We start from the raw sequence: 25,467 nt of genomic DNA, 5'->3' as shown, positions 1-25,467 counted from the left end.
TGAAAAAATAAAAACTAAGACAGAAGTACTGAATTTGATTATTTCACTTCAAATACAACACCTTTACGAACATAGCCTTCTGATTCATTCGGAAGCTCCACTTTGTACCAGATATCATCCTGATCAATCAATTTAAGGCGTTCTCCAGACGAAAGGTTAGAAATATTTTTACTTCCTGCTGAAGGTCCTTGCATCAACAGGGCTCCAGAACCCTTTACAATGCCTAATTCTCGCTTCATCCCACCATTGAAGGCCCATAATGCCAAAGTACTTAAAACAACTACAGCCACTGTCAGTGTAGTGATAGAGTGCTGCTCTTTTTTTCTCATGTACATCAAAGCAATACAAACTACCAAAAGAAGAATAATCACACCTCCAATTTCATTTTTCATTTTATTGAAAAGGGAAGTCAGATATTCTTTATCCGAATAGCGGTAACCGAGCAGATTATGATCTTCTGCAATTTTTGACATCTTATTTGATGTCCCACGGTCGGCTGTCAACCCATATTGAAGGTTCAAATAATACAAAGCTGATGCATAATTGCCCTGTCCCTCCTGAATAAATGCCATCCTCAACAACATTTTTGAAGAATAAACTCTTTCTTCTTCCAACAATTTGTCATAAATATTGAAGGCATCTATGTACTGTTTTGCCTCAAAATACTCATCGGCCTTGCTAATTTCAGATTCTACTGAAGAATTTGCAAAGGATATTTGATTGAAAATCAGCGCGTAAAAACTTATTAAGAATAAAAAAAATCTCATTATTTGCTTGATATTGAAAATCATTCTACATTTGCACTCGCAAAAAAGGAAACTAAACGAGTTTTCAAATTTAAGAGAGGATTTTGAATTAAGTAATATTAAGTCCAATCTTTTAGAAAAATTATGATTCCGTAGCTCAGTTGGTAGAGCATCTCCCTTTTAAGGAGAGGGTCCTGGGTTCGAGCCCCAGCGGGATCACACTTGATAATAACAGATATCAAGCTCACGTGGTGAAATTGGTAGACACGCCATCTTGAGGGGGTGGTGGGAGCAATCCCGTGTTGGTTCGAATCCAATCGTGAGCACTTGTTATTATTCTGAAAATACTTCGTAGAAATACGACGATTCCGTAGCTCAGTTGGTAGAGCATCTCCCTTTTAAGGAGAGGGTCCTGGGTTCGAGCCCCAGCGGGATCACAAAAGCCAACATGCTAAAGTGTTGGCTTTTTTTATTTGAAAAACTGACTTTTTTTTAGCATATTAATTGGCACATCAAAATATATATGCTTATGCAATAAAAATACTCTATATTACTATGAAATCACTTGAAAGTTATATTGCGAAAGATTTTCGGATAGTGATTCTTTTCGGTTTTACGTTTTTTTATACGGCGCTACAAACTACTGCCACACCAGTCGATCAGCCGGTAAAGAATAACTTCATTATAGAAGAGAATAATGGTTTAACACTGGAAATAGTCCCGTCACAAATTATCTGTGTTAATAATTCAATTGACGTTAAGATGAAAGTGAGAGGAGTGGATACTAATTTCCCTGTTCAAGTTTTACTATATAATACCATTGGAAATTTAGTATATCGAATGGATTTATCATTAGATAAAACTGACATTCAATTTCAGTTCAAGCCACAAACAAAAATCACAGAAGGTCTTTATTTTGTATCTGTATTAAATGGTACAAACCGCGTAACAAGAAGAATGGTTGTTAATACACAGGAGTAACCTGGTTTAACAACCATTTTTTTATTTCTAATTTATCGTATTTCTAGTCCTCTCTTGAGTTTCTAAGCTTATCCAGTAGCATACTCAACTGATTCGCCTCCTCTTCGCTTAAATTACGTACAGTATCCAAAATACCATCTTCATGAGGATCGAGCTCTGAGAGCTTATCTAACCCCTTCTGCGTAATCAATACATCTACCTTTCTCCTGTTACTCCCACATGTCTCCCTCTGCACATATTCTTTATCAATCAATCTATCAATCAAACGCGTTAAATCAGGACTTTTATCTATCATCACCTGTTTGATGCTCCCTGGGTTCATACAGTGCGGGTGAGCACCTCTCAAGATTCTTAAAACATTATATTGTTGCTGGGTAATATCAAACTGCTTGCACCACGTTTTTGATAGATCTTGCATCCAACTATTTGTATACATCAAATTGATATACACTTTCTGAAATGCATTCTTAAATTCCTTTTGATTTATATCCTTCTCGATAGACATTGTCGCACTATAATTTGTTTAAACAAAATATGTAATTCTTGCAATAAGGGATATTTTTTCTATTAATGCAAATTTTTAAAAATATGTTTAGGAAACATTTTGTTCAAACAACTTCTATCAGCAAACTAGTATTCTTTACAACATTAAGAGCATTTTTAATACATCTTCAAACTAAAAATAATAACAAAAAAGGCTATCCCATACAGGATAACCTCTTCATATAATACAAATGATGTTATAAACTAAGCATCATCTTTTTTCACTTCTTCTTCTGATGCTGACTTTTCAGTGCTTTCAGTTGCCTCAGCCTTTGGTTCTTCTATCGGCTCTACATCCTTCACATCTGTAAATTCTTGGTAGATTGTCTTTTTATCAAAAGGACGCTCTCCAATCAGTTTCACAAGATCAGATTGATATAAAACTTCTTTCTCCAATAATTGCTGTGCTAAAGCCTCTAATGCTTCACCATGCTCTCTTAATAGAGCTAACGTTCTTTGGTAAGCATTATCGATCAACTTCTTCACCTCATCATCAATCTTCTCTGCCAAAGCTTCTGAGTAAGGTCTAGAGCTGAATTCGCTTCTATTCGGATCATAGAAAGATACGTTACCGATCTTTTCGTTCATACCATAAATAGAAACCATGCTGTAAGCCATTTTAGTTGTTCTCTCTAAGTCACTCAAAGCACCTGTTGAAATTCTACCGAAAATGATTTCTTCTGCTGCACGACCACCTAGAGTCATACAGATTTCGTCCATCATTTCCTCCGTAGTGTTCAAGTATTGCTCTTTCGGCAAGTACTGAGCATAACCTAATGCTGCAACACCACGAGGGACAATACTTACTTTTACCAATGGGTTGGCATGCTCCAAGAACCAGCCTGTTACAGCATGACCTGCTTCATGGTAAGCTACAATTTTCTTCTCTTCAGGAGAGATGATCTTGTTTTTCTTTTCCAATCCACCGATTACTCTATCAATCGCAGCCATGAAGTCATCCATATCTACTGCAGGCTTGTTGTTACGTGCTGCAATCAGCGCTGCTTCATTACAAACGTTAGCCAATTCAGCTCCTGCAAAACCTGGAGTTTGAGTTGCTAATTCTTTTGGATTAACGTTATCTGCTACCTTGATAGGGTTCAAGTGTACTTTAAAGATCTGCTCACGACCATTGATATCAGGTTTATCCACTGAGATTTGACGGTCAAAACGGCCTGCTCTCATCAATGCACTATCCAATACATCAGGGCGGTTAGTAGCTGCAAGAATAATTACTCCTGAGTCTGTACCGAAACCATCCATCTCTACTAGAAGTGAGTTCAATGTATTTTCACGTTCATCATTTGATCCTGGCATAGAACCTTTACCTCTTGAACGACCGATCGCATCAATCTCATCAATAAAGATGATACATGGTGCTTTTTCTTTAGCTTGTTTGAAAAGGTCACGTACACGAGCGGCACCTACACCTACAAACATTTCCACGAAATCTGAACCAGACATACTAAAGAAAGGCACACCTGCTTCACCTGCTACGGCTTTCGCTAATAAAGTTTTACCAGTACCGGGAGGGCCTACAAGTAAAACACCTTTTGGAATTTTACCACCAAGGTCTGTATATTTTTTAGAGTTTTTCAAGAAGTCTACAATCTCCTCTACTTCCTCTTTTGCCTCATCTAATCCGGCAACATCCTTGAATGTTACTTTCATGTGGTTGGGCTCAAACATTTGGGCTTTAGACTTACCAATATTAAAGATTTGTCCGCCAGCACCACCTGTAGCCATTCTTCTCATCAAGAACCAGAACCCAAACAGAAGCACCAATAAGAACCCAGAACTGAAGAACCAACTTCCAAAGCTTTCTCTTTGCTGAATTTCATAAGGTATTTTCTGATCATCAGGCTTTCCTTTTTCCATTTCATCTAATTTAGAAAGGAAGTGTTCACCTGATACAACTTTAAATTTATAATTAGGTTCAATAGAAACCACTGCAAAATAACTTCTGTCCTCTTGCAATTTAGAGTGCTTATCATCTTTCAGGGCTTCATTTTTTAATATTACCTCTACCAAATTATCATTGACGATGATGACCTGCTTCACTTGTCCCTTCTCCACCATATCTTTGAAATCGTGCAGAGTGGTAGTCTTTGTAGTACTACTCTTACTAAAATAGGCCAATCCAACAACTACAAGAATCAATGCAACCAGCATCCAAACTTGATAATTGTTTTTGGGCATAGGATTTTTTGGAATATTCCTCTTGTTCTGATCCATCCGAAATGTATGATCTAATTTGTGTTATTTAATTTTTTATTCAGTAGGTAGCTTAAAAACCTTAGCGTCTCCCCAAAGCTCTTCTAGTGCGTAGAATTCTCGCTTTTTAGGAAGAAATACATGGGCTACTACGTTAATGTAATCAAGAAGGGCCCAACCTTGTGAACCTGTTCCCTCAGTAGCAAATGCTTTTTCACCTGCAGTTTCTTTTACTTCCTTTTCAATACTATCAACAATTGAATCTAGCTGAGTGTCTGAAGTAGCAGTGCAAATTACAAAGAAATCTGTTACCGCGTTCTTTACTTTTCTTAAATCTAATATTTCAATTTGCTGAGCTTTCATTTCCTGCATTCCTTTTGCCACTACATGTGCAAACTCTTCCGCTCCGATCTCCTTTTTACTCATATTTTTAAAATTAGGACTTTCCTCCTTTTATATCTATTATTTTTTATATTTCTAACAAAAGCTATAAAATGTTCTCAATTGAACTCAATTTTGTATAATTGCATTGCAAATTCAATACTTTTTTTGAATTGTATTGAATTATAACAAGATTATAAACAAAAGTAACAAATACTTGTATAAAATTTCTGCCAATACGTCTTTTATCGGTAAAAGTGTCATATATATGCCTTCTTGTCACTCTACAAACGATCACGTAGGAACGTTACTATCACAAGATAAAAACTTAAAAGAAGGTACAATTGTTCTAACGCCAGAACAAACAAAAGGTAGAGGTCAGAGAGGAAATACTTGGGAATCAAACCCCAATGAAAACATCACAGCTTCTTTTTTATTAAGACCTCAATTTATCACTGCTAGAAATCAGTTCCAACTTAATGTTGCTATAAGTTTGGGAGTTTTTGATACAATTCATCATTTAGCACCTTCTGGAACTAAAATAAAATGGCCTAACGACATTCTGGTCAAGAATAAAAAAGTAGGAGGTATATTGATTGAAAACTTTATTGTGGGGCAGAATATCTCTCATAGTATAATTGGTATTGGGCTGAATATAAATCAGGAAAGCTTTGTAGGAGATTTCCCTGCTACTTCCCTTTTCATGGAATCCAATAAAAAATTTCAGGTACCCAGAGTGATTGAAACACTTTTGGAAAATATTGAGAATAGATATTTAATGCTGAAAAATGAAGGGTATGACCGACTGCGTCAAGAATATTACTCTCACCTTTTCTGGTACCATGAAACAGGATCTTTTCAGGAAATACTTCCTAATGGTGAAATCAATATTTTTGAAGGACAGATTTTAGGCGTCAATGAAAATGGATGTCTTTCAATTGGTGATGAAAGTGGAAAAATCAGACATTTCGGTTTTAAAGAAGTCAAACACCTTTACTAATTGCTCTTCTTAGTTTTGATAAAATGGATCTTCCAATCGCAGTGAGAATGTTTTGTTTCTCCCTTCCAGATCCTCAACATCAATAGAAATTTTCTTTCCGACCTTACCCCTGAATAAAACACGTATTTCTTCAGGGGTCAAAAATGCTACAGACTGTCCATTGACTTTTATGATTCTATGCCCCTGTTCAATACCTGCTTTATCTGCCGGCGATTCATCTCTGATCTGAGAAACTCTGAAAAAGGGCAATCCAGGATAAGGCGTGATAAACTCTAACCCTAAATAATTATATAAGAAGTCATCATTGAAATCGGTATTTTTTCTGATCAGCATTTCTTCATTTTCATAATCAAAAACTACTGTAAATCTTCTCAACACCTCTGCTCCAACACTTCCATGCCTTGTGGAGTCCAGCATTTTCAAACCCAATGATTCAAAATCCGGATATTTAACAATAGGATCTTCCAAGGTGAAGGAACCTAAACTCAATTTTTCTAAACGGTGAACTTTACCGTATAAATCTCCACTTATCCCCACACCTAAATGATCACGGATTGCTTTTACAGAGGCTCTGAGATGATGATGTTCTGATTCAAAAATTGAAAGGGCGTGACTCGCTCCTGTATCCACTAAAAGAGAAACTTTATGCGTTTTATTAAGATCATTGGTGAGCAAAGCAGTTTCTATATATGCTCTGTTTTTACGTACCTTCAGCGGGATACTTTCATAACGTTTTTTAAATTTGTTTCTTCGTTTTGAATAGTAGAAGTCTCTTTTATAAAGGGTTAAAACTTTCTTTTTATAATCAATACTAACTACAAAATGATTGAAAACCGTTGACCCTATCAAACCATGAATCATCATTCCCATGTTGTCTGACAGTTTGAAAATGTCTTGATTGGGATAAATCACATCTTGATTAAAGCCCTCTATACCTTTGATATTGACTTTATTACCCCATGAATGATATGCCTTAAGTGCTCCTTCAGTACCCATCCCTTTAATGTCTACTCCTCTTGTTTTTCGAGGATCAAGGTTTAACTTTTCTGCAAATGCGGGATCACATAAAATAATGTAAGAAGCCCCTGAATCTAATATAAAATTCAAGGTATCGGAATCATTGATTGACACCGGAATCACCACAAGGTTGTTGATAAGCCTAAATTTTATCTGTGTAAAATTATGCTTCTCTTGTATAAATGCGAGGTTTTTAAGGTGAACTTCTGCTTTATTTTGTGCTAATATATTTTGAGGTTGAACAATGAAGAGTAGCAAGCCCACCAAAAAACATAATGCTGTCTTTTTGGTTCTCATTTTTGATAGTAATGTTAGTTGACTGAAAGAAATTTGACACCTATAATATAGTGATATTTCTATTCTATATCAAGCTTCACTCTCTGATTATAAACCCTTTAAACAAAAAAAGAGACTCAAAAAGCCTCCTCAATTGGTGTAATTAAATGATAAAGTAGTAAGATAATATATTAGTCAAACAGGTTTTAGCTTCTGATACGTGGTAACATTTGTAATAGTTAATTATTCAGCTGTGGAAAAACCAACAGTGCTATTAAATAGCCTTCATTACAAAAGTACCGGTTAGGCGATTATTAGACAATACCCATTTATAGGTATTTTACATCCATAAATTGATCAAAATAGGATTATACACAGATATCACCATAAATTTCTAATGAAACTATACAAATTACCGATTTCTCAATCGTATGTATTAATTTTGAGCCATTGTTTCATAAAAAATCCATAGATGGAAACTCCTTATATAGTAGGTATCACAGGTGGTAGTGGTTCAGGAAAAACTACCTTTATTAAAATGTTGACAGACCTTATCGGCGAAGATAATATCTGTACAGTCTCTCAAGATAATTACTACATCGATAAAGAAAGTCAGCCAGAAGATGCTAAGGGTATCAAGAACTTTGACACTCCCTATTCAATCGACTTGGAGAAATTCTACCAAGACATTCAGAAATTAAAGAATGGAGAGGTAGTTCAGATTCAGGAATACACTTTTAATAACGCAGCCGCAGAACCTAAGCTTCTTACTTTCAACCCTAAGAAAGTAATTATCCTTGAAGGTATTTTTGTATTTCATGACCCAAGAGTTTTTGATATGATCGATCTTAAACTTTTCATTGAAGCAAAAGCTCACCTTAAATTAAGCAGACGTATCAAAAGAGATAACGTTGAAAGAGGATATGACATCAATGATGTACTTTATAGATACGAGAATCATGTAATGCCTGCTTATGAAAATTACATCAAACCGCATAAAGAAACTGTGGATTTGATCATCAGAAATGATGTTAATTTCGATACAGGTTTGGATGTTGTTAAAACATTCTTGCTTCAGAAAATATAAGGTCCTAACTTCCCGTCTTAATTAGAAACTAATTAATATGGCAGAAGGAAAATTTGCAATTATAGGATTGGGACAATTCGGTACGTCAGTGGCCAAAAACCTCTCTATGCTTGGAGCGGAAGTAATGGCAATTGATAGAGAAATAGAAAGAGTAGACATCGTGAAAGATGATGTTGCTTATGCCGTAGCTCTTGATTCAACAGATATAAAAGCATTGAAAGCACAGTCTATCCATGAAATGGATGCTGTGCTTTTGGCTATTGGAGAAAATGTGGAAGGCCTGTTACTGACCACTGTGCTTCTTCTCGAACTTAAGGTAAAACGTATTATTGCCAGGGCTGTCAGTGAGCAGCAGAAAATCATCTTACAGAAATTAGGGGTCTCTGAAATTATCCTTCCTGAAGATGAAGTGGGTAAAATGACAGCGGAAATGTTATTGAACCCCGAAATTCAATCTTTCATGGCACTACCTGACGGCTATGAGGTTGTGGAGGTGATCGTACCAAGAAGATTGTATGGTAAATACCTGGAAGACCTAGACATTGAAGCTACTTTTAATGCTGACATTATTGCTCTTAGAAGACTGTTTGAAGAACGTAATGCCCTAGGTGTAACAGAATACAAAGAGCATCTGATCCGTAATCCAAAAGATGTGAAATCGGTATTGCAGAAAGGAGACAAACTGATTATGCTTGCCACTAAAAAATCAATCAAGCAATTCCTTGAAATAAATAGCTAACAAACAAGCAGTACTTTTTTAAAGTATTGACTCAGATAGACTCAAAACTATTGACACATTTAAATGAAAGCTCGCAATTCTGACTTTGCAGTGCTTAATGACGTCAATTGGCATGTTTTTTACATAAAAAGAACCGAGGCTAAAATTTTTGACTTAGTCCTTTAACTTAAATTACAACTCTCATTTTTTTGGAGAGAAAATCATATATACAAGAATGAAGAAATTTCTAATTACAGGTGGAGCAGGCTTTATCCCAAGCTCAATAGCTGATAAACTTCTTGAAAACCCCGACAACTTTGTAGTTTGTGTGGATAATTTCCTTACAGGTGAAAAGTGGAAAGTACCAACACATAAGAATTGTAAATTCATCAAATGCGATGTCAATCACTATGACGAGATAGCAGCAATTATGACTGCTTACAAGTTCGATTATGTATTCCATTATGCAGCTGTAGTTGGGGTGAAAAGAACGCTAGAAAACCCTGTAATGGTATTGGAAGATCTTCAAGGAATTGAAAATGTTCTTCGTTTATCTAAAAATACTGGCGTGAAAAGAGTATTCTATTCTTCTTCATCTGAAGTATATGGTGAGCCTGTGCATTTGCCACAGCACGAACATACCACTCCATTAAACTCAAGACTGCCTTACGCTATCGTTAAAAACGTAGGTGAAGCTTACTGTAGATCATTCAAGCAGGAGTTTGATTTGGATTACACTATTCTTCGCTTCTTCAATACATATGGTCCTAAACAAAGTACTGACTTTGTAATGTCTAAATTTATTGATGCAGCGCTGAAAAATGAACCTATTACTATTTATGGTGATGGCTCTCAAACAAGAACGTTCTTCTATATTCAAGACAACCTTGATGCTACCATCAAAATGCTAGAAGAAGATTTGGTTGTCAATGATGTGATCAATGTAGGAAACGACCGCATTTCAACAATCAAAGAACTGGCTGAATTGATTATTGAAAAAACAGGTTCTTCTTCAGAAATCATTTACCTTCCACCATTAAAAGAGGGTGATATGACAAGAAGACAACCTGATGTTGAGAAATTAAAAACAATACTTGACCGCCCTTTTACGCTTTTAGAAGAGGGTATGGATAAAGTAATTGAAGCTAGAAAGGAAAGAATGAAAGCAAACGCTTAAGTTTTTTTTAAAGATATAAAAGAAGGGTGAAAAGTTATTATTGATACTTTTCACCCTTTTATTTTATTGTTTGATTATTTTCACTGTCCCTTGCCCTTCTACATTAATCACATAAATTCCTTTAGGTAAGTTTGATAAATCTGCTTTTCCATTTAAAACACTTATCTCAAAAGAAATTCCAATAAGATTTGTCAATGAAAGAGTAGTATTACTAATACCTTCAAAAATCACATAATCTGAAGCAGGGTTAGGATAAACCTTGAGCACTTTTGAAAAGCGCTCTGAATCAACAGCTGTTACATTATCAGGTTCTAAATCAAATTCATCATAAGTATAAACCCTCCTCACATTTTTCATCCAAGATAAATCATTGTAGTGTTCTTTTGTAAATGAAATGACTTGATATTCAAAGTCGAATTGAAAATTATCTACAGGTCCATTGTAGAAAAAATAATAATGTGCATCATGAAAATGCTCACCTACCCCCGTAAAAGGTTTTTCAATGTCTAGTTCATACGTTGAGATAGATATAGTTTCTTTTATCTCGGTATAAACATCATAGCGATAAGCAATAATCACTACTGAATTATGTGGATAAAGATAATCTATTTCTCCGCTTAATCTTTCAATCTCACCGTCAGTCATCCAATAAGATTTTTCGTTAATTAAATACCCTTCAGCACTGTATTCAAGTAAAACCTTATCACTAGCTACTCTTGTTTTTGTATCAGTGCTGACAGAATATACAATTTCAATTAATCGGGAGTCTTCATATTTCATTTCCTTAATATTTTCTTGGTAGCCTCTATCTTCTCCAAAAACACCTTCGATATAATTAATCTCTATTCTATTTCCCAAAGCATCATACTTATACTTTATAGTAGTTCTGTAAGGCTTCCATTCTTCTGTTTCATCATCCCAATATTCAAATGTGCCTTCTATTACTTGCTGTTTATCATTCAACTTAAAAACATCTCTTGTCTTATCCGTATCATCATAATATATTAAAGTAAAAGGATCTATATATTCTATTGTTACATTTTCTAATACTTCATCTTTATCAGTTGTCCCAATGTACTGTAATGATGTATCGTCAGGATAATCAAAGTTATATTTAGAATTAAATAGCCATTCAATACCTCCTAGTTCAGAACTTTCATATAAATCAATTCTTGAAAGTTTCGTTACGGTTGATTGAGTTCGTGATGAAGAGGAATGTATGAAACTTGAAGATCTATGTGAAAAATACGCAGGGTTAACCCTTTCCTTTGGCTTTACCTGACCATAAATAGAGAGTGTAAAAAAGAAAAATAATAAAAAAGTAAATAATCTCATTAGATTAAAGTTTAGTATTTAGACATAGTTTACTTCTTTAGTTTATGCTATAATTTTGCAACTCACACTTTTAAATCTTTCACTCTAATTCAAGTGTTTGCTAGGCTTTTAGTCAGATATTCCTCCCTAAAAAAATAGTCACAATCCGCTCTTAAGTATTTCTGTCTAATAGTTAAAAAAATAAGTCTTGGTAAAGTACTATTTTCATTTCATCAACATGAGAAGGAATTTGATTATAAAAAAACACCACTATATTTTTATCTATTTTACCCCCACTATAAAAAAACAAAAAGGTGAAAAGCATCAATTAAGATCGCTTTTCACCTTTTGTTTTAGATGAAGAACGTGAACTAAATCACGTTCTCAACTTTATTTATATTCGCTTTTTAGCTATGAACCTCTTCTTTTTTCTTACCTGAAGTTAAGTTCTGGAAGAACCAGCCTAGCTGTTCCGCTAATAATAACATTACAGGTACAATTACTAAAGTAAGGAAAGTGGCGAATGTAAGACCGTAAATTACAGTCCATGCCATAGGTCCCCATGTATCAGCGTTTGGTCCTCCGAAGTAAATATCAGCATTAAAATGAGCAAACATTCCGAAGAAATCAATGTTCATACCTGTTGCCAATGGAATCAAACCTAATACAGTGGTAATCGCTGTCAATAATACAGGACGTAAACGAGTGAAGCCTGCCTGCTCTATACAGTCAATCAAATCTTTGATTGGCAAGCGATCATCAGGATCCATTCCTAATTTTTCCTTTTTAGCTACAACCAATTGATCAGCACAGTCAATCAATACAATGGCGTTGTTTACTACAATACCAGCCAATGAAATGATACCAATACCTGTCATGATGATTACAAACGGGTCATTGAAAATGATCAAACCTAGTAATACACCAATCAAACTGAACATTACTGAAGCAATAATAATGAACGGCTTCACGAATGAGTTGAATTGAGAAACAAGAATCAAGAAAATTGCACACATGGCAATTAACATCGCTCTACTTAAGAACGCCATTGATTCAGCTTGGTCTTCTTGCTCTCCACCAAATTTATAATTGTATTGTGCAGGCATTTCATAAGAACTTAGTAGATTTTTTACATTCTCTACTACTACTTGGTTATTATAACCTTTGGATACATTTGAACTAAGTGTTACTACTCTATCCAAATCCTTTCTCTTGATCTCGCCTACAGTTGTACTGTAATCTAGTTTCGCAACTGATGACACAGGCACTTGATGGAACTGACCTTTGTTATCTCTGAATGTTACTCTTTGATCATTCAATGTAGAAAGATCATAACGGTATTCATCTTTCAAACGTAATTGAATTGGATAATCATCCTCTCCATCCTTGAATTTTGAAACTTCCTGACCATAGATTGCCGTACGCATATTTTGAGCTAACAAACCTGTTGACACTCCAAAACGTCTTGCTTTATTACGGTCAATGTTCACCAATAATTCTGGCTTACTTACCGAAATATCAATTGATAATTTATCAATACCAGGGATACCCGATTGCTCAATCATGGCTTTCATTTTTCCCGCCTCTTTGATCAATACTAAATAATCCTCACCTGTCAATTCGATTGAAATTGGTTTACCCGTAGGAGGTCCATTTTGTTCTTTATCTGTAACAATTTCTACTCCTGGGATATCCTTTGCGATTTTAGCACAAAGTGTCATTACTTCCACCGAACTCACACCATCACGCTTTTCATAAGGCACAAAACCTACTGCAATTCTCGCTCGGTTTGGTGTTACTGTATTGGCCGCACCATCTTGAGGGTCATTAGTATTTTCACCTACATTGGCTACAATCGATTCAATAATATCACTGTAAGGAGATAATTCCTTATATAATTTCTTCTCAAGATCTAAAGCAATTTTATTGGTTTCTTCTACATCTGTACCTTGTGGCGCCTCAATGTACATGTATACATAACGAGGATCTGAATCTGGGAAGAATTCGATCGGTACTTTACCACTACCTAATCTAGCTCCAAACCAACCAATTGAGATCACAAGGAATGCAAAAATACCTACGATCAAGAAATAAGGTGTCTTTCCTTTTAAAGCAAACCTCAATGTTGTTAAGTAAACTGACTCAAGTTTTGTCAAGAATATATTTTGGAAGTTATGAGCTAATCTTTTTAAGACCATACCATCAAGCAAAGCGATAGTAGCTCCCAGCATTAATACATTTCCTAATGTGTACGTTGACCACATAATGTAACCAGGGATGGATAACCCTAAAAGAACAAGTCCAACTGTTACTTTAGTCTTATTGATGGTTTTATGAGCCTCTTCTGAATCTACTTTCATGTATTTGTAAGCAATTACCGGGTTGATTACCAAACCTACAAATAGTGAAGATGCTAATACAGAGATCAAAGTAATCGGTAAGTATTTCATGAACTCACCCATAATACCTCCCCAGAATGCTAAAGGAACAAAAGCTGCTAAAGTTGTAGCTGTTGATGAAATAATCGCTAATGCTACTTCTCCCGTACCTTGTTTCGCCGCTTCTTTGGTGGTCATTCCAGACTCCCTCAGTCGATAGATATTTTCAATTACTACAATGGCATTATCCACTAGCATACCTAAGGCAAGGATCAAAGCAAATAATACTACCATGTTGATGGTTACACCCAATGAACTTAAGATCAAGAACGATAAGAACATTGACAATGGAATAGCCATACCCACAAACATTGCGTTTCTTAATCCCATAAAGAAAAGAAGTACCACAACTACGAGGATCATACCTGAGATAATACTATTCTCTAAGTTCTTAAGAGATGTTTTCATCTCATTCGATTGAGATTCTGTAATGACAATATCAAGGTTGCTTGGTAAGTAACTATCTCTAGCGTCATCTAAAGCTGCCATGATTTTATCAGTAGCGTCAATTAAGTTTTCACCACCTCTTTTCACTACTTTAAGAGAAACTACTGGGTAAGCACCTTTTGTATTGAAGTCCGAAGAAGCTAAACGTGCATAACTCTTACGTTCAACATAACTATCTTTAATTTCAGCAAGGTCTTTCAAGTAAATTGTATTCTGGTCTTCCGACTTTACAATCACATTTTTGATTTCCTCTACTGTTTTGAATTCACCGTCAACACGCAATGCTCTACGGAAGCCATTACCCATTTTCACATCACCACCTGACATGGTTACGTTTTCATTGGCAATCGCATTAGAAATATCAGAGAAAGCCAACTGCATCGCATCCATTTTATAAATATCAGCATTGATCTGAATTTCTCTCTCCACAGAACCTGTGATATCTACTCTAGATACTTCTCTAAACTCTTCTAGTTCATCTTGAAGATCCTCAGCATAATCTTTCAGCTTTTGAATTTCAAAATCACCTGAAAGGTTAATTACCATAATCGGAATTTCAGAAAAGTCCATTTCCTGTACATCTGGATCAGTGTCCAAATCAGTAGGCAATTCACTTTTCGATTTATCCACCGCATCTTTTGTATCCTGAAGTGCTTTCGAAATTTCTACATCTTCATTAAACTCCACTGTAATTACAGAGAAATCTTGAGCTGATGTTGAAATAATTTCCTTTACACCTTTCATCGATTTCAATTCCTTTTCAATAGGACGAGTGATCAATGATTCAATATCCACTGGCGAGTTACCAGGGTGAATTGTACGGATATACACCATTGGAATACGGATTTCAGGAAACTGTTCCTTCGGCATTCCAACATAAGACGCCATACCAAATACCGCAATAATTACCGTCAGGATAAAAATTGAAGTACTGTTATTAATAGAAAGACTACTCAAGCCAAATTCCTTTGAGCTTGACTGTTCTTCTTCTTTTTTTAGATTAATATTCTCCTTCATCAGTCTGCTCCAAATTAAATTTGATAATCAACAATTCTTACTTGCTCACCATTAATCACCTCAGAGTAACCTTTGTTGATAACTCTCATTCCTGATTTAATTCCAGAAGTGATCATTGTATTACCTTTGTAAGATTTGCCCGTTTCAATATCAACTTTTCTCACAACATTCTGCTTACCGTCTTTGTTTTCAAGAATATAAGTAAATGTTTCGCCTTTTGTATTTTTCTGAACAAGGTTACTAGGAATAGCAACTGCATTTTCTTGTGAAAAGTCATTGATCGTCACTACAGCCATTGTATTAGGCTTGATATCCAACCCCTTTTCAGAAATGCGCATACGGATTTTGAAAGTTCTGTTGACTTGATTGATCGTCTGACCTACCACGTCTACAGTCATATCTTTCTCAATTTCCAGCATTGGGAATTTCACTTTTACTTTGTCTCCTCTTTTCACTACTCTACTGTAAGCTTCAGAAACTTCAGCCACTACTTCAATATTTGAAATATCTACCAAACGAGCATAAGGTTGACCTGCAGGTCCCATCTCCCCTTCTTTCATAAAGATTTCATCCACTTTACCAGAAATAGGAGCAATCACATATCCTTTATTCTCCTGCTCTTTCAAGCTTTCTAATTTCGCTTCTAATGACTCTTTATTATTTTTTGCTTGAAGGTATTGTACCTCAGAACCGATACCTTGCTTCCACAGTTTATCTTGTTTCTCGTAAAGTACTTCCGCCAGTTCCAAGCTTGTTTTTACTTCATCAATTTGCTTCTGAACTAACTCTACATCTAATTTTGCAAGATATTGACCTCTCTTCACGTAAGCACCTTCTCTCACATATCTCCTAATAATACGGCCTGTTGTTTCAGGAGCTACTACTACATTTCTATTTGAAGTAACATCACCAGGAACGTCCACGAAGTGATTGAAAGTTGATGATTGTACATCAAATACAGTCACAGGTTTTAAAGTATTCACTTCAGCTTTTGGTCCGCCTAATTCTTTAATTTCAGCTTCTAAAGCATGAATATTACTTTCTAATTTTACTAATTGTTGTTGGTATTCTATTAACTGAGCTTTTTTTGCTTCAATAGAATTCTCATCCTCTCCGCCTCCGCAGGCAGATACAAATGAAGCAACTGAGAGTAATGTGATTAATTTATATCTTGATAACATATCCGTATTTTTTCTATTTTATTTTCTTTCGTTATTCAACTTTAATATCTCCTTATCTTTTTCAAAATCTTCACTGTCTACATATTCCAATAGACGTCCATTTGCTTTCTCAAAAGATAATTTTGCTATTAGTACTTCATAAAGAGAGTTGTAAAACTCATTGGCAGCCGTAGCATAGTCTTGTGATGATGTTGTCACCTCCACAGAAGAACCTACTCCGTTTTTGAATTTCACTTGTGTATTTGTATAAACCTTTTCAGCCACTCCCATGTTTTTCTCTTGAAGATTCAAGGTCGCCATGTTCGTTTCATATACGATACGAGATTGCTCTTGCTCAATAGAAATTTGGCGTTCCAAATCGATACGAGTATTCAATAACTGTTGCCCTTTTAACTTCTTTTGCTCAATGACTTTTTGACGAGCAAACCCATCAAATACATTCAATGAAAGAGTTAAACCTATATTTCCGAAGTCTCCCCCATTACTGTAAAGACCTGGCAATTCTTGTCCACCGGTATTAAAACCGTATCCTCCAAAGGCATATAATTTAGGCCAATACTCCGCTTTAGTAGATCTAATATCATAATCATTTAATTTAATATTAGTTTGTAAGATGGAATACTCAATTCTATTTTTCGCAACAGCTAAATCTGTAGGAGTAACTATGAAGTCTCTAAAGTCTTCTAACTTTTCCGCTAACTCAATAGATGAATTAATATCCATTCCCATCTGGAATTTCAATAATTTTTCAGCAATCACATTCATTTGTTTTGATTGTGTTTCTGAAATCACCATACTGTTATAACTTACCTCAATTCTGTTCAATTCAGTCTCTTCCACCATACCTGCTTCATACATGGCTTTGGTTTCGTTGTATAGACCTTCCAAGATTTCTCTATTTTCAATGATCAGCTTTAAGAATTCTCTTTGTACCAATACATAATAATAGGCTTGAGTAACTGCTTCTGCTACATCAATCTTAGAACGAATCAATTCTTTTGAAGCTAATTCATTATAAACTTTTGCCGCTTGAACTCCAATAAAGAATGTACCATCAAATATTAGCTGTGAAGCTTGCAATTGAAGATTAGAGTTATACTTAGTTCCAAATTCAACCGCCACAGTTTCATTAGGATCTCCTGCTGGGTCAAAAGCATTGCCCGGTAAGAAAGCTTTTTGGATTTTCACATTATCAACTAATTGACCTTCAAAACTAATTTGAGGTAAACCAATCGAAATAATTTCTCCAACTTTGGCTTGAGAGATGCCTTGTTCTAGAACAGCATTTTTGATGGTTCCTGTATTTTGGAAAGCATAGTTTATACAATCTTGCACACTGTATAATGGAACACCGTTTTCGTTAGTGGTAGTTTGTTGTGCAGACAGTTGTAAACTAAAAAATAAGCTTAGAGAAGCTACGATCCATTGAAGGACGTTTTTCATAAGTTTGTAGATTGTGATTCTTGATTAATAAATTGTTTAAGGTATTGATCTAATAATTTGACACCGTTTGGAGTGGCAATACCTCTGATAAAGTGTTTGAATAATTCCACTTGGACTTTCGCCATTGGAAACCGGTCATGTGGAAACACTGAAGCATCAAATGCTACTTCTACTTGCCACATTCTCATTAATACTAACATTTCCACATCAATATCATTGTAGAAATGTCCTTCCGAACTTCCTTGTTTTATGATTGATATTAAAGTTTCATGAAAGCAACCTTCTTTATGGCATTCGTATTTATCCCATACTTCAGGATAAAACTTCTTTAAATCCATAAAAACTGAAGGGTTTATCGCACGCATTCTTTCATAAAAGAAGTAAAAAACCTTGGCCAATTTGAATACTCCATCTTGGTCCAATTTTGCTACATCTTCTATAAATTTTGAATCCTCTTCCATGTAATATGTCAGAGTAAATTCGATGAGTTCTTTTTTGTTTCTAAAGACATTGTACAAGGTTTTTTTAGACATACCTAGTCGCTCGGCAATGTCTGACATTGTCACTCTCTTGAGCCCAAAACCTTGAAACTGTTTTCGTGCTTCTTCAATTATACGCAGACGTAATTGATCATTTACCACGATGAATATGAATTGACTATTTAGTTAGATTAATATGAAAGTTAAGATGAAATAACCTCTGTTATTTGATGTGACAAACATAGGGAAACCCAAAGTAATAAAAAAGTTTCCGCGGTTTTATTTTACTTAATTTTAAAAAATATTCCATGGAAACTATTGTTTTGTTAAAATTTAAGTTTTTTTGATTGAAAATGGATTAATAACGTACATCTTTTAAACAGCTGAAGCCTCAAAAAGTTTAAGCACAAAAAAAAGAGGCAAAGCATCCGTATACACTTTACCTCCTTCCATTTTCAATTAAAAATAGTACTTAAGTACAAATTCAAAATTATCTAATACTAATTCTATTTATTGTTTTGCGATTACTTCCTTCAAAAAACTTTTAATAGAACCACTATTAATACGTTTTTTAGCGTTGTACTCACAAAAAATAAATTAGAATTAACTATGATTTATTTTTGAATTTGTACTTACAACTACTTTTCAATATATAATTTTTTGATTCTCACATTAGGCCCTGGACATTGTGTTTCATGACAATTCACACACAATGAAACGGTTGTATTGAAGTAATCCATCTGCCCTTTTAAAGAAATATCTTTTTGCTTTGCCACATGTTTGATAAACTGAGTAGCTTTTTGCTGATAATCTTTTGAAGCCGTTTTCCCCTCTTCTGTGGGAACTGCTGTCAGAATATGATTAACATTCAGGGGAATGGAATTCAATGGCTGACCTTCGAGAACTGCACTCCTTTGTGCTTCCATTTGATCTGTTGCATTACGCATCAGCCAGGCTAATTCAGACCCTCCATTAGGGTACCTTGAAGAAACTTTTTCTTTAGGCTGCTGACAACAAATCAGAGTGGTTAGGATAAAACTGATAGAAGCTACAATTGGAATTATTTTTTTCATCAACTAATGTAGAGTATCTAGTTTTCAATGGCTACACCTTCTGCCATAAAAGTATATTTCACTTCTGGAGCATCAATCTTCGCGATTTCCTCTTCAGTCTTTCCTGCGTCTTCAGCATAGTGTTTTAATGTAGCTACATCAATCACTTCTTTTTTCGCTACACCTTTAATCACAGCCTTCTTCCCTTTGGCATCTTTTGGAACAAAGAATTTATAATCTTTGAATTTCACAAAGACATCTTTTTCACCTTCACCCATTGGCATGGTCATCCAGCATCCTTTTTTCTGGCAAACTCCTGTGATTTCACCTTCTACCTGGACATTTACAGTTTCTTCCTCTCCTAATGTTGCTTTAAGGTCTGAAGAGGCAATAGCATTTTCAATTTCAAAAGTATCGCCAAAGTAAGCTACGTCTTGAGACTCCTTTTGACTACAGCTAAAAAATAACAGCAGCGAAATGAAGGCTATAATAATAGATTTCATGATAATTATGTTTTATGATTAGTTTGTTACAAAGATAAGGAAGTACTAATGAATTTTCTTTAAAAGTTGCTCAACATAAACGGCCGGCACTTCCTCAACCGTAATCGACATTTTTATATCTTCCAAAGGTCTTTTCTGTCTATTTACTTTTTGGGAAGCAATTTTATCAATAACATCCAAACCTTCCACAACCTGACCGAAAACGGTATATTCTCTGTCTAAAAATGGAGTACCTCCTAATTTTGTATAGGCATTTTTTTCTTTTCTCGTTGGCTTCTCAATTAATTGCACTTCATATTTTTTCTCCATCAGCGGAATACATTTTTTCATCAAGCGCTTTTGCCCTGCAGCATCTCCCTTCTCTCCTAGCTGTACGTAAGCTTGACCGACTCTCGAATACTCAGGATCTTCCATTAATGCTGTGAAATATTGGTTTACCTTTTTATAATCTGTCTTGGCATCATACAAAGCTTCCTTCGTGTACTTTTTTCCATCAACAATATAAAACTGACAACCGCTTGACTTTTTCTCAGGATTAGAGCCTCCTCCTTTTCGGGCCATTGCCAATGCTCCTTTCTGATGGATATATTTATAGTTGATCTCCGCTGGAAGTTGCTCTCCTATTTCACCTCTGCCTAAATGATCATTTTCATCTGCAAACCTTGAATCCGGGTCCCCTCCTTGGATCATAAAACCATCAATCACCCTATGAAACAATAAGCTGTCATAATAATGCTGACGCACTAGTTTGATAAAGTTTTCCCTGTGTATAGGGGTCTCTTTATAAAGTATAATTTTCATATCACCATACTCTGTCGTTAGGGTCAATAAAAAATCATCATTCGGATCTGCTACTTTTGTGGGCACATCTTTTCCTTCTTCCCAATCCCCATTTTGTGAACTAGAACAGGAAAATCCAATACAACAAATCAGTACAACATAAAAAAAAGCCGTTTGTAAAGAATATTTCATATTTTTTCCTTAATGGATATATTGTTTTTTGTTTTTTTTCGTTAATAAACTAAATGCTTAGTACTCATCATAAATAAATCTATTCTGTACTATTTATTTATAAAGAGAAAAGCGAAGTTAATAAATAAGGCACAAGGACCAAGATTGCAATTGAATATGACGATGGCGTTCACAAACAGTATTGAAAAAACTACAGCAAAAAGCAAAGCTATAGTGGTTGATAATAATATTATCAATGCTCACTATCTAAAAAAAATGCTAACAGATGAAGGACTGGAGATTAATGTAATAACAGATGCAAGTCAGTTATTTTCGTTAGTCGATGATTCATCTGTGAAAATGGTGTTTCTTGACTCAGAAACACTGGGTGTACATTTAAAGGATACGATAAGCAAACTACAAGATTTCTGTCAGTCGGATAATAGAGAAATTACTATTGTGGGGACTACTTCCTATTCTTTGGCCGGAGCAAGAAAAAAGCTTCTCAGCCTAGGAGTTCAGTTTGCATTGAGTACTCCTATCTATAAAAAACACCTTAGTGATATCTTAAGTATAAACACTATTGCATAAAAAAGCACTGCAATAGAATAAACTATCACAGTGCCATTTTTTTATTTTCTATACCGTCCTCCTTCTATTATAAAGAAGAAGTTGGCATCTTACGGTCTACTTTTTTCACTAGGCCAGATAAAACTTTACCAGGACCACACTCAATAAACTCTGTCACACCGTCAGCAATCATTGCTTGAACAATTTGCGTCCACTTTACAGGAGCCGTTAATTGTGCAATCAAGTTTTCTTTGATTACTGCAGGATCAGTTTGTGGCTTAGCATCTACATTTTGGTAGATTGGGCATTTTGGAGTGTTCAATACAGTCTCCTCGATAGCCTTTTGCAATTCAGCTTTTGCAGGCTCCATAAATGGTGAGTGGAAAGCACCACCTACAGGAAGAGGTAAAGCTCTTTTCGCTCCCGCTTCTTTTGCTGCTTCACACGCTTTTTCAATTCCCTCTTTACTACCAGAAATCACCAATTGACCTGGACAGTTATAATTAGCAGGAACAACGTCTTCAACACCTTCGCATACTTTCTCAACATCTTCATCAGAAAGACCTAAGATTGCTGCCATAGTAGACGGGTTCATTTCACATGCTTTTTGCATCGCAGCCGCTCTTTTCGCTACCAACTGTAAAGCATCTTCAAAGTTTAATGCTCCACAAGCTACCAAAGCTGAGAATTCACCAAGAGAGTGTCCAGCTACAACGTCAGGAGTAAACTCCTCTGCACATAATGCTGTAATTACTGAATGAAGGAAAACAGCCGGCTGTGTCACATTCGTTTGCTTCAACTCCTCTGCAGTACCTTCAAACATTACGTCAGTGATACGGAAACCAAGAATTTCGTTGGCTTTTTCAAAAAGTGCTTTTGCCTCTTCATTTGAGTCATATAGCTCTTTACCCATACCAGTAAACTGAGCTCCTTGTCCTGGGAATACGTATGCTTTCATATAAAATATCTTTATTGGTTGATTACATTTTAAAATAGGTATACAAACCCTAAAAAAGAGAAAAGTACACCCTCTAAAAATTTGCAATCGCAAAGATAAATGATTTATCTACTTTGTCTTATGATTTAAATAAGATAATGGATTGATTTTGGGAATTTCCGTCACTTTTGGGCAACAAAAAAGCCTTAACATTTCTGCTAAGGCTTTTGCTCTCCTTCTTGGACTCGAACCAAGGACCCTCTGATTAACAGTCAGATGCTCTAACCAACTGAGCTAAAGGAGAAAATTTATTTTGGGAGCTCCTCTTCTTGGACTCGAACCAAGGACCCTCTGATTAACAGTCAGATGCTCTAACCAACTGAGCTAAAGAGGAATGAATTTGAATAAATTTGCTCTCCTTCTTGGACTCGAACCAAGGACCCTCTGATTAACAGTCAGATGCTCTAACCAACTGAGCTAAAGGAGAAGTTATTTCAAATTCTACTTTATTTGTGGAACGTTTTTCCTTTAAAGCGTGGCAAAAGTAGTAGCATTTTTTGAATTTGCAAAATCATTAAATGAAAAAAATGCAAATTAATTTAAATTACACTGATTTTCAGTCCTAAAAAGATTGAAGTTTTTTTTTAGGATTCCCAATATCCGTTGATTTCTCCAATATAATTCCTCAAATCGTTGACTCCAGTTTTGTCTTCTGATGAGGTAATAAACATAGGAGGAAACTCTTCCCACTGCTTTTTCAACTCTCTTTTATAAGTGGCCACGGCTTTACTTATCTTTCCTTGACCTAGTTTATCGGCTTTTGTAAAAATAATAGCAAACGGCAATTCCTTCTCTCCCATCCAAGCCATAAAATCCAAATCATTTTTCAGAGGCTCGTGACGGATATCCACCAAAACAAAAGTACACATCAGGTTTTCTCTTGAAGCAAGATACTTTTTCACCATACGCATGAACTTCTCTCTTTCCGTTTTACTCACCTGTGCGTATCCATATCCTGGAAGGTCACATAAATACCATTCATTATTAATAATAAAATGATTGATCAATTGTGTCTTACCTGGTGTAGATGATGTTTTTGCTAATTTCGTTTTTCCAGTAAATGCATTGATCAATGAGGACTTCCCCACATTGGATCTTCCGATAAATGCATATTCAGGAATTTTAGGTTCAGGACATTTTGCAACATCCGTATTACTTGTCACAAATTCAGCTTCTTTGATTTTCATGCTTCTTTTACTTTGTTTTGAAATGCAAAGGTAAGAGGAATGATGGAAGAATGAATAATTCTTAATTGTTCATTATTAATTCTTTAGAATTAAATAAAATGTATTTATTACACTAATTTGAATTTTATTTTTAACCAACACTTAAAACTTCTATTTTTACCCTACCATATAAACACAAAAGTGTACTCATACACACCTATAAACACTTATGAAAACAATTATCATTTTAGGTGCAGGCCGTTCTGCATCCTCACTAATCCATTACTTATGTGGCCACGCATCAGCAAATGAGTGGCACATAAAAGTTGGTGACTATCAAAAAGAGCTAGCAGATGAAAAAATCAAAGGTTTTGAAAAAGTAGCTACTGCTTTTCAATTTGATATTAATAATGAAGAGCACCGCGAAACTTATATCTCTCAAGCTGACATTGTTGTGTCACTTCTTCCCGCACGTTTTCACATTGAAGCTGCAAAAGTAGCGGTGAAACATGGCGTTCCTTTAACTACAGCTTCATATATCACTGAAGAGATGCAAGCTCTAAGTGAGGAAGCCAAGAAAAAGGGAATTATTCTCTTAAATGAAATTGGACTGGACCCCGGTATAGATCATATGTCGGCTATGAAAATGATTGAGGAAGTAAAAGAAAAAGGCTATTCTATTGAAGGTTTTGAATCATTTACTGGTGGTCTTGTAGCTCCTGAATCAGACAATAATCCATGGAATTACAAATTCACCTGGAACCCTCGTAATGTTGTTTTGGCAGGACAAGGTGGAGCTGTTCGTTTTCTTCATAATGGCAAGCATAAATACATTCCTTACAATAAAGTATTTCGAAGAACTGAAAGAATTGAGATAGAAGGCTATGGCAAGTTTGAAGGATATGCCAACAGAGATTCACTGAAATATGTTGAGAAATACGGTCTTCAAGGCGTACCTACTGTTTATAGAGGTACTTTGAGAAGACCTGGATTCTGTAGAGCTTGGAGCTGTTTCGTAACACTAGGAGTAACGGATGATAGTTATGAAATGGAAAATACACAGGACATGACCTATCGTGAGTTTATTAATTCCTTTTTAAGGTATAACCCTAACGACTCTGTTGAATTGAAATTGATGCAGTATTTAAAACTGTCTCAAGATGATCTAGAAATGGAAAAATTGGACTGGCTGGATATTTTCAGTGATAAAAAAGTTGGACTACCCAAAGCAACACCTGCTCAAATCCTTCAGAAAATTCTGGAAGAGAAATGGCAGCTTGACCCTGATGATAAAGACATGATTGTGATGTATCATAAATTGTTCTACAAAAAAGAAGATAAAAACATCCTAAGAACATCACATATGGTGGTAAAAGGTAAAGATCAGACATACACTGCTATGTCAGACACTGTGGGGATTCCGCTGGCGATTGCTACAAAACTGATTCTGCAGGGTAAAATCACAAAAACAGGAACATGCATCCCAATCCATAAAAATATCTACGAACCGGTATTAGAAGAACTGGAAAGTATGGGTATTACATTTACTGAACAGGAAGTGGTAATGAGCCCACAAGAAATGTCTAGTTTATAATTGAATTCTAAGTATATGACAAAAAAATGACTCTCCATGAAATTGATTAAATTTGAATTTCGACATACAAAATTTATCAATTATGGAAAGTCAACACGAATATACGAAATTGTTTGAAAAAATAAATTCACAGATCAAAATCAACAAAGCTAGATTAGATTGTTTGACATATCTA

At 35.3% G+C, this 25,467-nt stretch carries 22 protein-coding genes and 6 tRNA genes; 10 read left to right on the top strand and 18 right to left on the bottom strand.

Annotation, left to right across the window (positions count from 1 at the left end; all coding sequences use genetic code 11):
• Window positions 1–38: 38 nt before the first annotated feature.
• Window positions 39–767: an SH3 domain-containing protein gene (locus HHU12_RS00140; RefSeq protein WP_169654138.1), complete on the bottom strand. Its 729-nt coding sequence runs from the start codon at window positions 765–767 to the stop codon at window positions 39–41.
• Between the two features lie 125 nt (window positions 768–892).
• Between HHU12_RS00140 and HHU12_RS00135 the strand changes: the two genes are divergently transcribed.
• The 4 genes from HHU12_RS00135 (at window position 893) to HHU12_RS00120 (ending at window position 1,727) form a co-directional block, all read left to right on the top strand.
• A tRNA-Lys gene (locus HHU12_RS00135) sits at window positions 893–965 on the top strand.
• A gap of 23 nt (window positions 966–988) precedes the next feature.
• Window positions 989–1,072 (top strand) — tRNA-Leu (locus HHU12_RS00130).
• Window positions 1,073–1,110: 38 nt separating this feature from the next.
• A tRNA-Lys gene (locus tag HHU12_RS00125) sits at window positions 1,111–1,183 on the top strand.
• 118 nt (window positions 1,184–1,301) lie between these two features.
• The gene (locus tag HHU12_RS00120; RefSeq protein ID WP_169654137.1) at window positions 1,302–1,727 is read left to right on the top strand and encodes a hypothetical protein; all 426 of its coding nucleotides are present in this window, start codon (window positions 1,302–1,304) and stop codon (window positions 1,725–1,727) included.
• Between the two features lie 43 nt (window positions 1,728–1,770).
• On the opposite strand, the gene HHU12_RS00115 is transcribed toward HHU12_RS00120, so the two are convergent.
• The 3 genes from HHU12_RS00115 to rsfS form a co-directional block, all read right to left on the bottom strand.
• On the bottom strand, window positions 1,771–2,232 hold the full coding sequence (locus HHU12_RS00115; protein ID WP_169654136.1) for a MarR family winged helix-turn-helix transcriptional regulator: 462 nt from the start codon (window positions 2,230–2,232) through the stop codon (window positions 1,771–1,773).
• 242 nt (window positions 2,233–2,474) lie between these two features.
• Entirely contained in the window at window positions 2,475–4,505 is a 2,031-nt protein-coding gene (gene ftsH, locus HHU12_RS00110; protein ID WP_169654135.1) for an ATP-dependent zinc metalloprotease FtsH, read from the bottom strand.
• A gap of 36 nt (window positions 4,506–4,541) precedes the next feature.
• On the bottom strand, window positions 4,542–4,910 hold the full coding sequence (gene rsfS / locus HHU12_RS00105; protein WP_205959731.1) for a ribosome silencing factor: 369 nt from the start codon (window positions 4,908–4,910) through the stop codon (window positions 4,542–4,544).
• A gap of 172 nt (window positions 4,911–5,082) precedes the next feature.
• Here rsfS and HHU12_RS00100 point away from each other — a divergent pair, with 172 nt between their 5' ends.
• Window positions 5,083–5,865 (top strand): biotin--[acetyl-CoA-carboxylase] ligase, encoded by a 783-nt coding sequence (locus tag HHU12_RS00100; protein WP_169654134.1) that lies wholly within the window; start codon window positions 5,083–5,085, stop codon window positions 5,863–5,865.
• A 9-nt stretch (window positions 5,866–5,874) separates the two neighbouring features.
• Here HHU12_RS00100 and HHU12_RS00095 read toward each other — a convergent pair whose 3' ends face one another.
• Complete coding sequence (locus HHU12_RS00095; RefSeq protein ID WP_169654133.1) at window positions 5,875–7,179, bottom strand: aspartyl protease family protein; 1,305 nt, start codon at window positions 7,177–7,179, stop codon at window positions 5,875–5,877.
• A 451-nt stretch (window positions 7,180–7,630) separates the two neighbouring features.
• Between HHU12_RS00095 and udk the strand changes: the two genes are divergently transcribed.
• The 3 genes from udk to HHU12_RS00080 all read left to right on the top strand — a co-directional run bounded on the left by udk (window position 7,631) and on the right by HHU12_RS00080 (window position 10,140).
• Window positions 7,631–8,245: a uridine kinase gene (gene udk / locus HHU12_RS00090; RefSeq protein WP_169654132.1), complete on the top strand. Its 615-nt coding sequence runs from the start codon at window positions 7,631–7,633 to the stop codon at window positions 8,243–8,245.
• A 37-nt stretch (window positions 8,246–8,282) separates the two neighbouring features.
• The gene (locus HHU12_RS00085) at window positions 8,283–8,984 is read left to right on the top strand and encodes a potassium channel family protein (RefSeq protein WP_169654131.1); all 702 of its coding nucleotides are present in this window, start codon (window positions 8,283–8,285) and stop codon (window positions 8,982–8,984) included.
• A gap of 214 nt (window positions 8,985–9,198) precedes the next feature.
• Window positions 9,199–10,140 (top strand): NAD-dependent epimerase/dehydratase family protein, encoded by a 942-nt coding sequence (locus HHU12_RS00080; RefSeq protein WP_169654130.1) that lies wholly within the window; start codon window positions 9,199–9,201, stop codon window positions 10,138–10,140.
• A 63-nt stretch (window positions 10,141–10,203) separates the two neighbouring features.
• On the opposite strand, the gene HHU12_RS00075 is transcribed toward HHU12_RS00080, so the two are convergent.
• The 8 genes from HHU12_RS00075 to HHU12_RS00040 form a co-directional block, all read right to left on the bottom strand.
• Entirely contained in the window at window positions 10,204–11,475 is a 1,272-nt protein-coding gene (locus HHU12_RS00075; RefSeq protein WP_169654129.1) for a T9SS type A sorting domain-containing protein, read from the bottom strand.
• 386 nt (window positions 11,476–11,861) lie between these two features.
• Window positions 11,862–15,356, bottom strand: coding sequence for an efflux RND transporter permease subunit (locus HHU12_RS00070; protein ID WP_169654128.1), 3,495 nt, complete (start codon window positions 15,354–15,356; stop codon window positions 11,862–11,864).
• Between the two features lie 14 nt (window positions 15,357–15,370).
• On the bottom strand, window positions 15,371–16,537 hold the full coding sequence (locus HHU12_RS00065) for an efflux RND transporter periplasmic adaptor subunit (protein WP_169654127.1): 1,167 nt from the start codon (window positions 16,535–16,537) through the stop codon (window positions 15,371–15,373).
• Between the two features lie 18 nt (window positions 16,538–16,555).
• A complete protein-coding gene (locus tag HHU12_RS00060; RefSeq protein ID WP_169654126.1) occupies window positions 16,556–17,980 on the bottom strand; it encodes a TolC family protein in 1,425 nt (474 codons plus the stop codon).
• Window positions 17,977–18,621, bottom strand: a complete 645-nt coding sequence (locus tag HHU12_RS00055) for a TetR/AcrR family transcriptional regulator (protein WP_169654125.1) — start codon at window positions 18,619–18,621, stop codon at window positions 17,977–17,979. Before HHU12_RS00055 ends, HHU12_RS00060 begins: the two co-directional genes overlap by 4 nt.
• Window positions 18,622–19,097: 476 nt before the next feature.
• Window positions 19,098–19,532, bottom strand: a complete 435-nt coding sequence (locus HHU12_RS00050; protein ID WP_169654124.1) for a hypothetical protein — start codon at window positions 19,530–19,532, stop codon at window positions 19,098–19,100.
• A gap of 17 nt (window positions 19,533–19,549) precedes the next feature.
• The gene (locus tag HHU12_RS00045; RefSeq protein WP_169654123.1) at window positions 19,550–20,014 is read right to left on the bottom strand and encodes a DUF4920 domain-containing protein; all 465 of its coding nucleotides are present in this window, start codon (window positions 20,012–20,014) and stop codon (window positions 19,550–19,552) included.
• Between the two features lie 45 nt (window positions 20,015–20,059).
• Window positions 20,060–20,986 carry a peptidylprolyl isomerase gene (locus tag HHU12_RS00040; RefSeq protein WP_169654122.1) on the bottom strand — a complete coding sequence of 309 codons (927 nt, stop codon included), beginning with the start codon at window positions 20,984–20,986 and terminating at the stop codon, window positions 20,060–20,062.
• A gap of 162 nt (window positions 20,987–21,148) precedes the next feature.
• Between HHU12_RS00040 and HHU12_RS00035 the strand changes: the two genes are divergently transcribed.
• Complete coding sequence (locus HHU12_RS00035) at window positions 21,149–21,556, top strand: response regulator (RefSeq protein ID WP_169654121.1); 408 nt, start codon at window positions 21,149–21,151, stop codon at window positions 21,554–21,556.
• A 67-nt stretch (window positions 21,557–21,623) separates the two neighbouring features.
• Here HHU12_RS00035 and fabD read toward each other — a convergent pair whose 3' ends face one another.
• The 5 genes from fabD to yihA form a co-directional block, all read right to left on the bottom strand.
• On the bottom strand, window positions 21,624–22,493 hold the full coding sequence (gene fabD / locus HHU12_RS00030) for an ACP S-malonyltransferase (protein WP_169654120.1): 870 nt from the start codon (window positions 22,491–22,493) through the stop codon (window positions 21,624–21,626).
• A 209-nt stretch (window positions 22,494–22,702) separates the two neighbouring features.
• Window positions 22,703–22,776: transfer RNA gene (locus HHU12_RS00025), tRNA-Asn, on the bottom strand.
• Between the two features lie 16 nt (window positions 22,777–22,792).
• Window positions 22,793–22,866 (bottom strand) — tRNA-Asn (locus tag HHU12_RS00020).
• Window positions 22,867–22,885: 19 nt separating this feature from the next.
• A tRNA-Asn gene (locus HHU12_RS00015) sits at window positions 22,886–22,959 on the bottom strand.
• 157 nt (window positions 22,960–23,116) lie between these two features.
• Window positions 23,117–23,719: a ribosome biogenesis GTP-binding protein YihA/YsxC gene (yihA, locus tag HHU12_RS00010; RefSeq protein WP_169654119.1), complete on the bottom strand. Its 603-nt coding sequence runs from the start codon at window positions 23,717–23,719 to the stop codon at window positions 23,117–23,119.
• Between the two features lie 208 nt (window positions 23,720–23,927).
• On the opposite strand from yihA, the gene HHU12_RS00005 reads away from it, so the two are divergent.
• On the top strand, window positions 23,928–25,292 hold the full coding sequence (locus HHU12_RS00005; protein ID WP_169654118.1) for a saccharopine dehydrogenase family protein: 1,365 nt from the start codon (window positions 23,928–23,930) through the stop codon (window positions 25,290–25,292).
• The last annotated feature ends 175 nt before the right edge of the window (window positions 25,293–25,467 follow it).

It is taken from the genome of Flammeovirga aprica JL-4, assembly GCF_012844305.1.
In the GTDB taxonomy this organism is placed as follows: domain Bacteria; phylum Bacteroidota; class Bacteroidia; order Cytophagales; family Flammeovirgaceae; genus Flammeovirga; species Flammeovirga aprica.
This window is presented reverse-complemented; position numbering and strand designations above follow the sequence as displayed.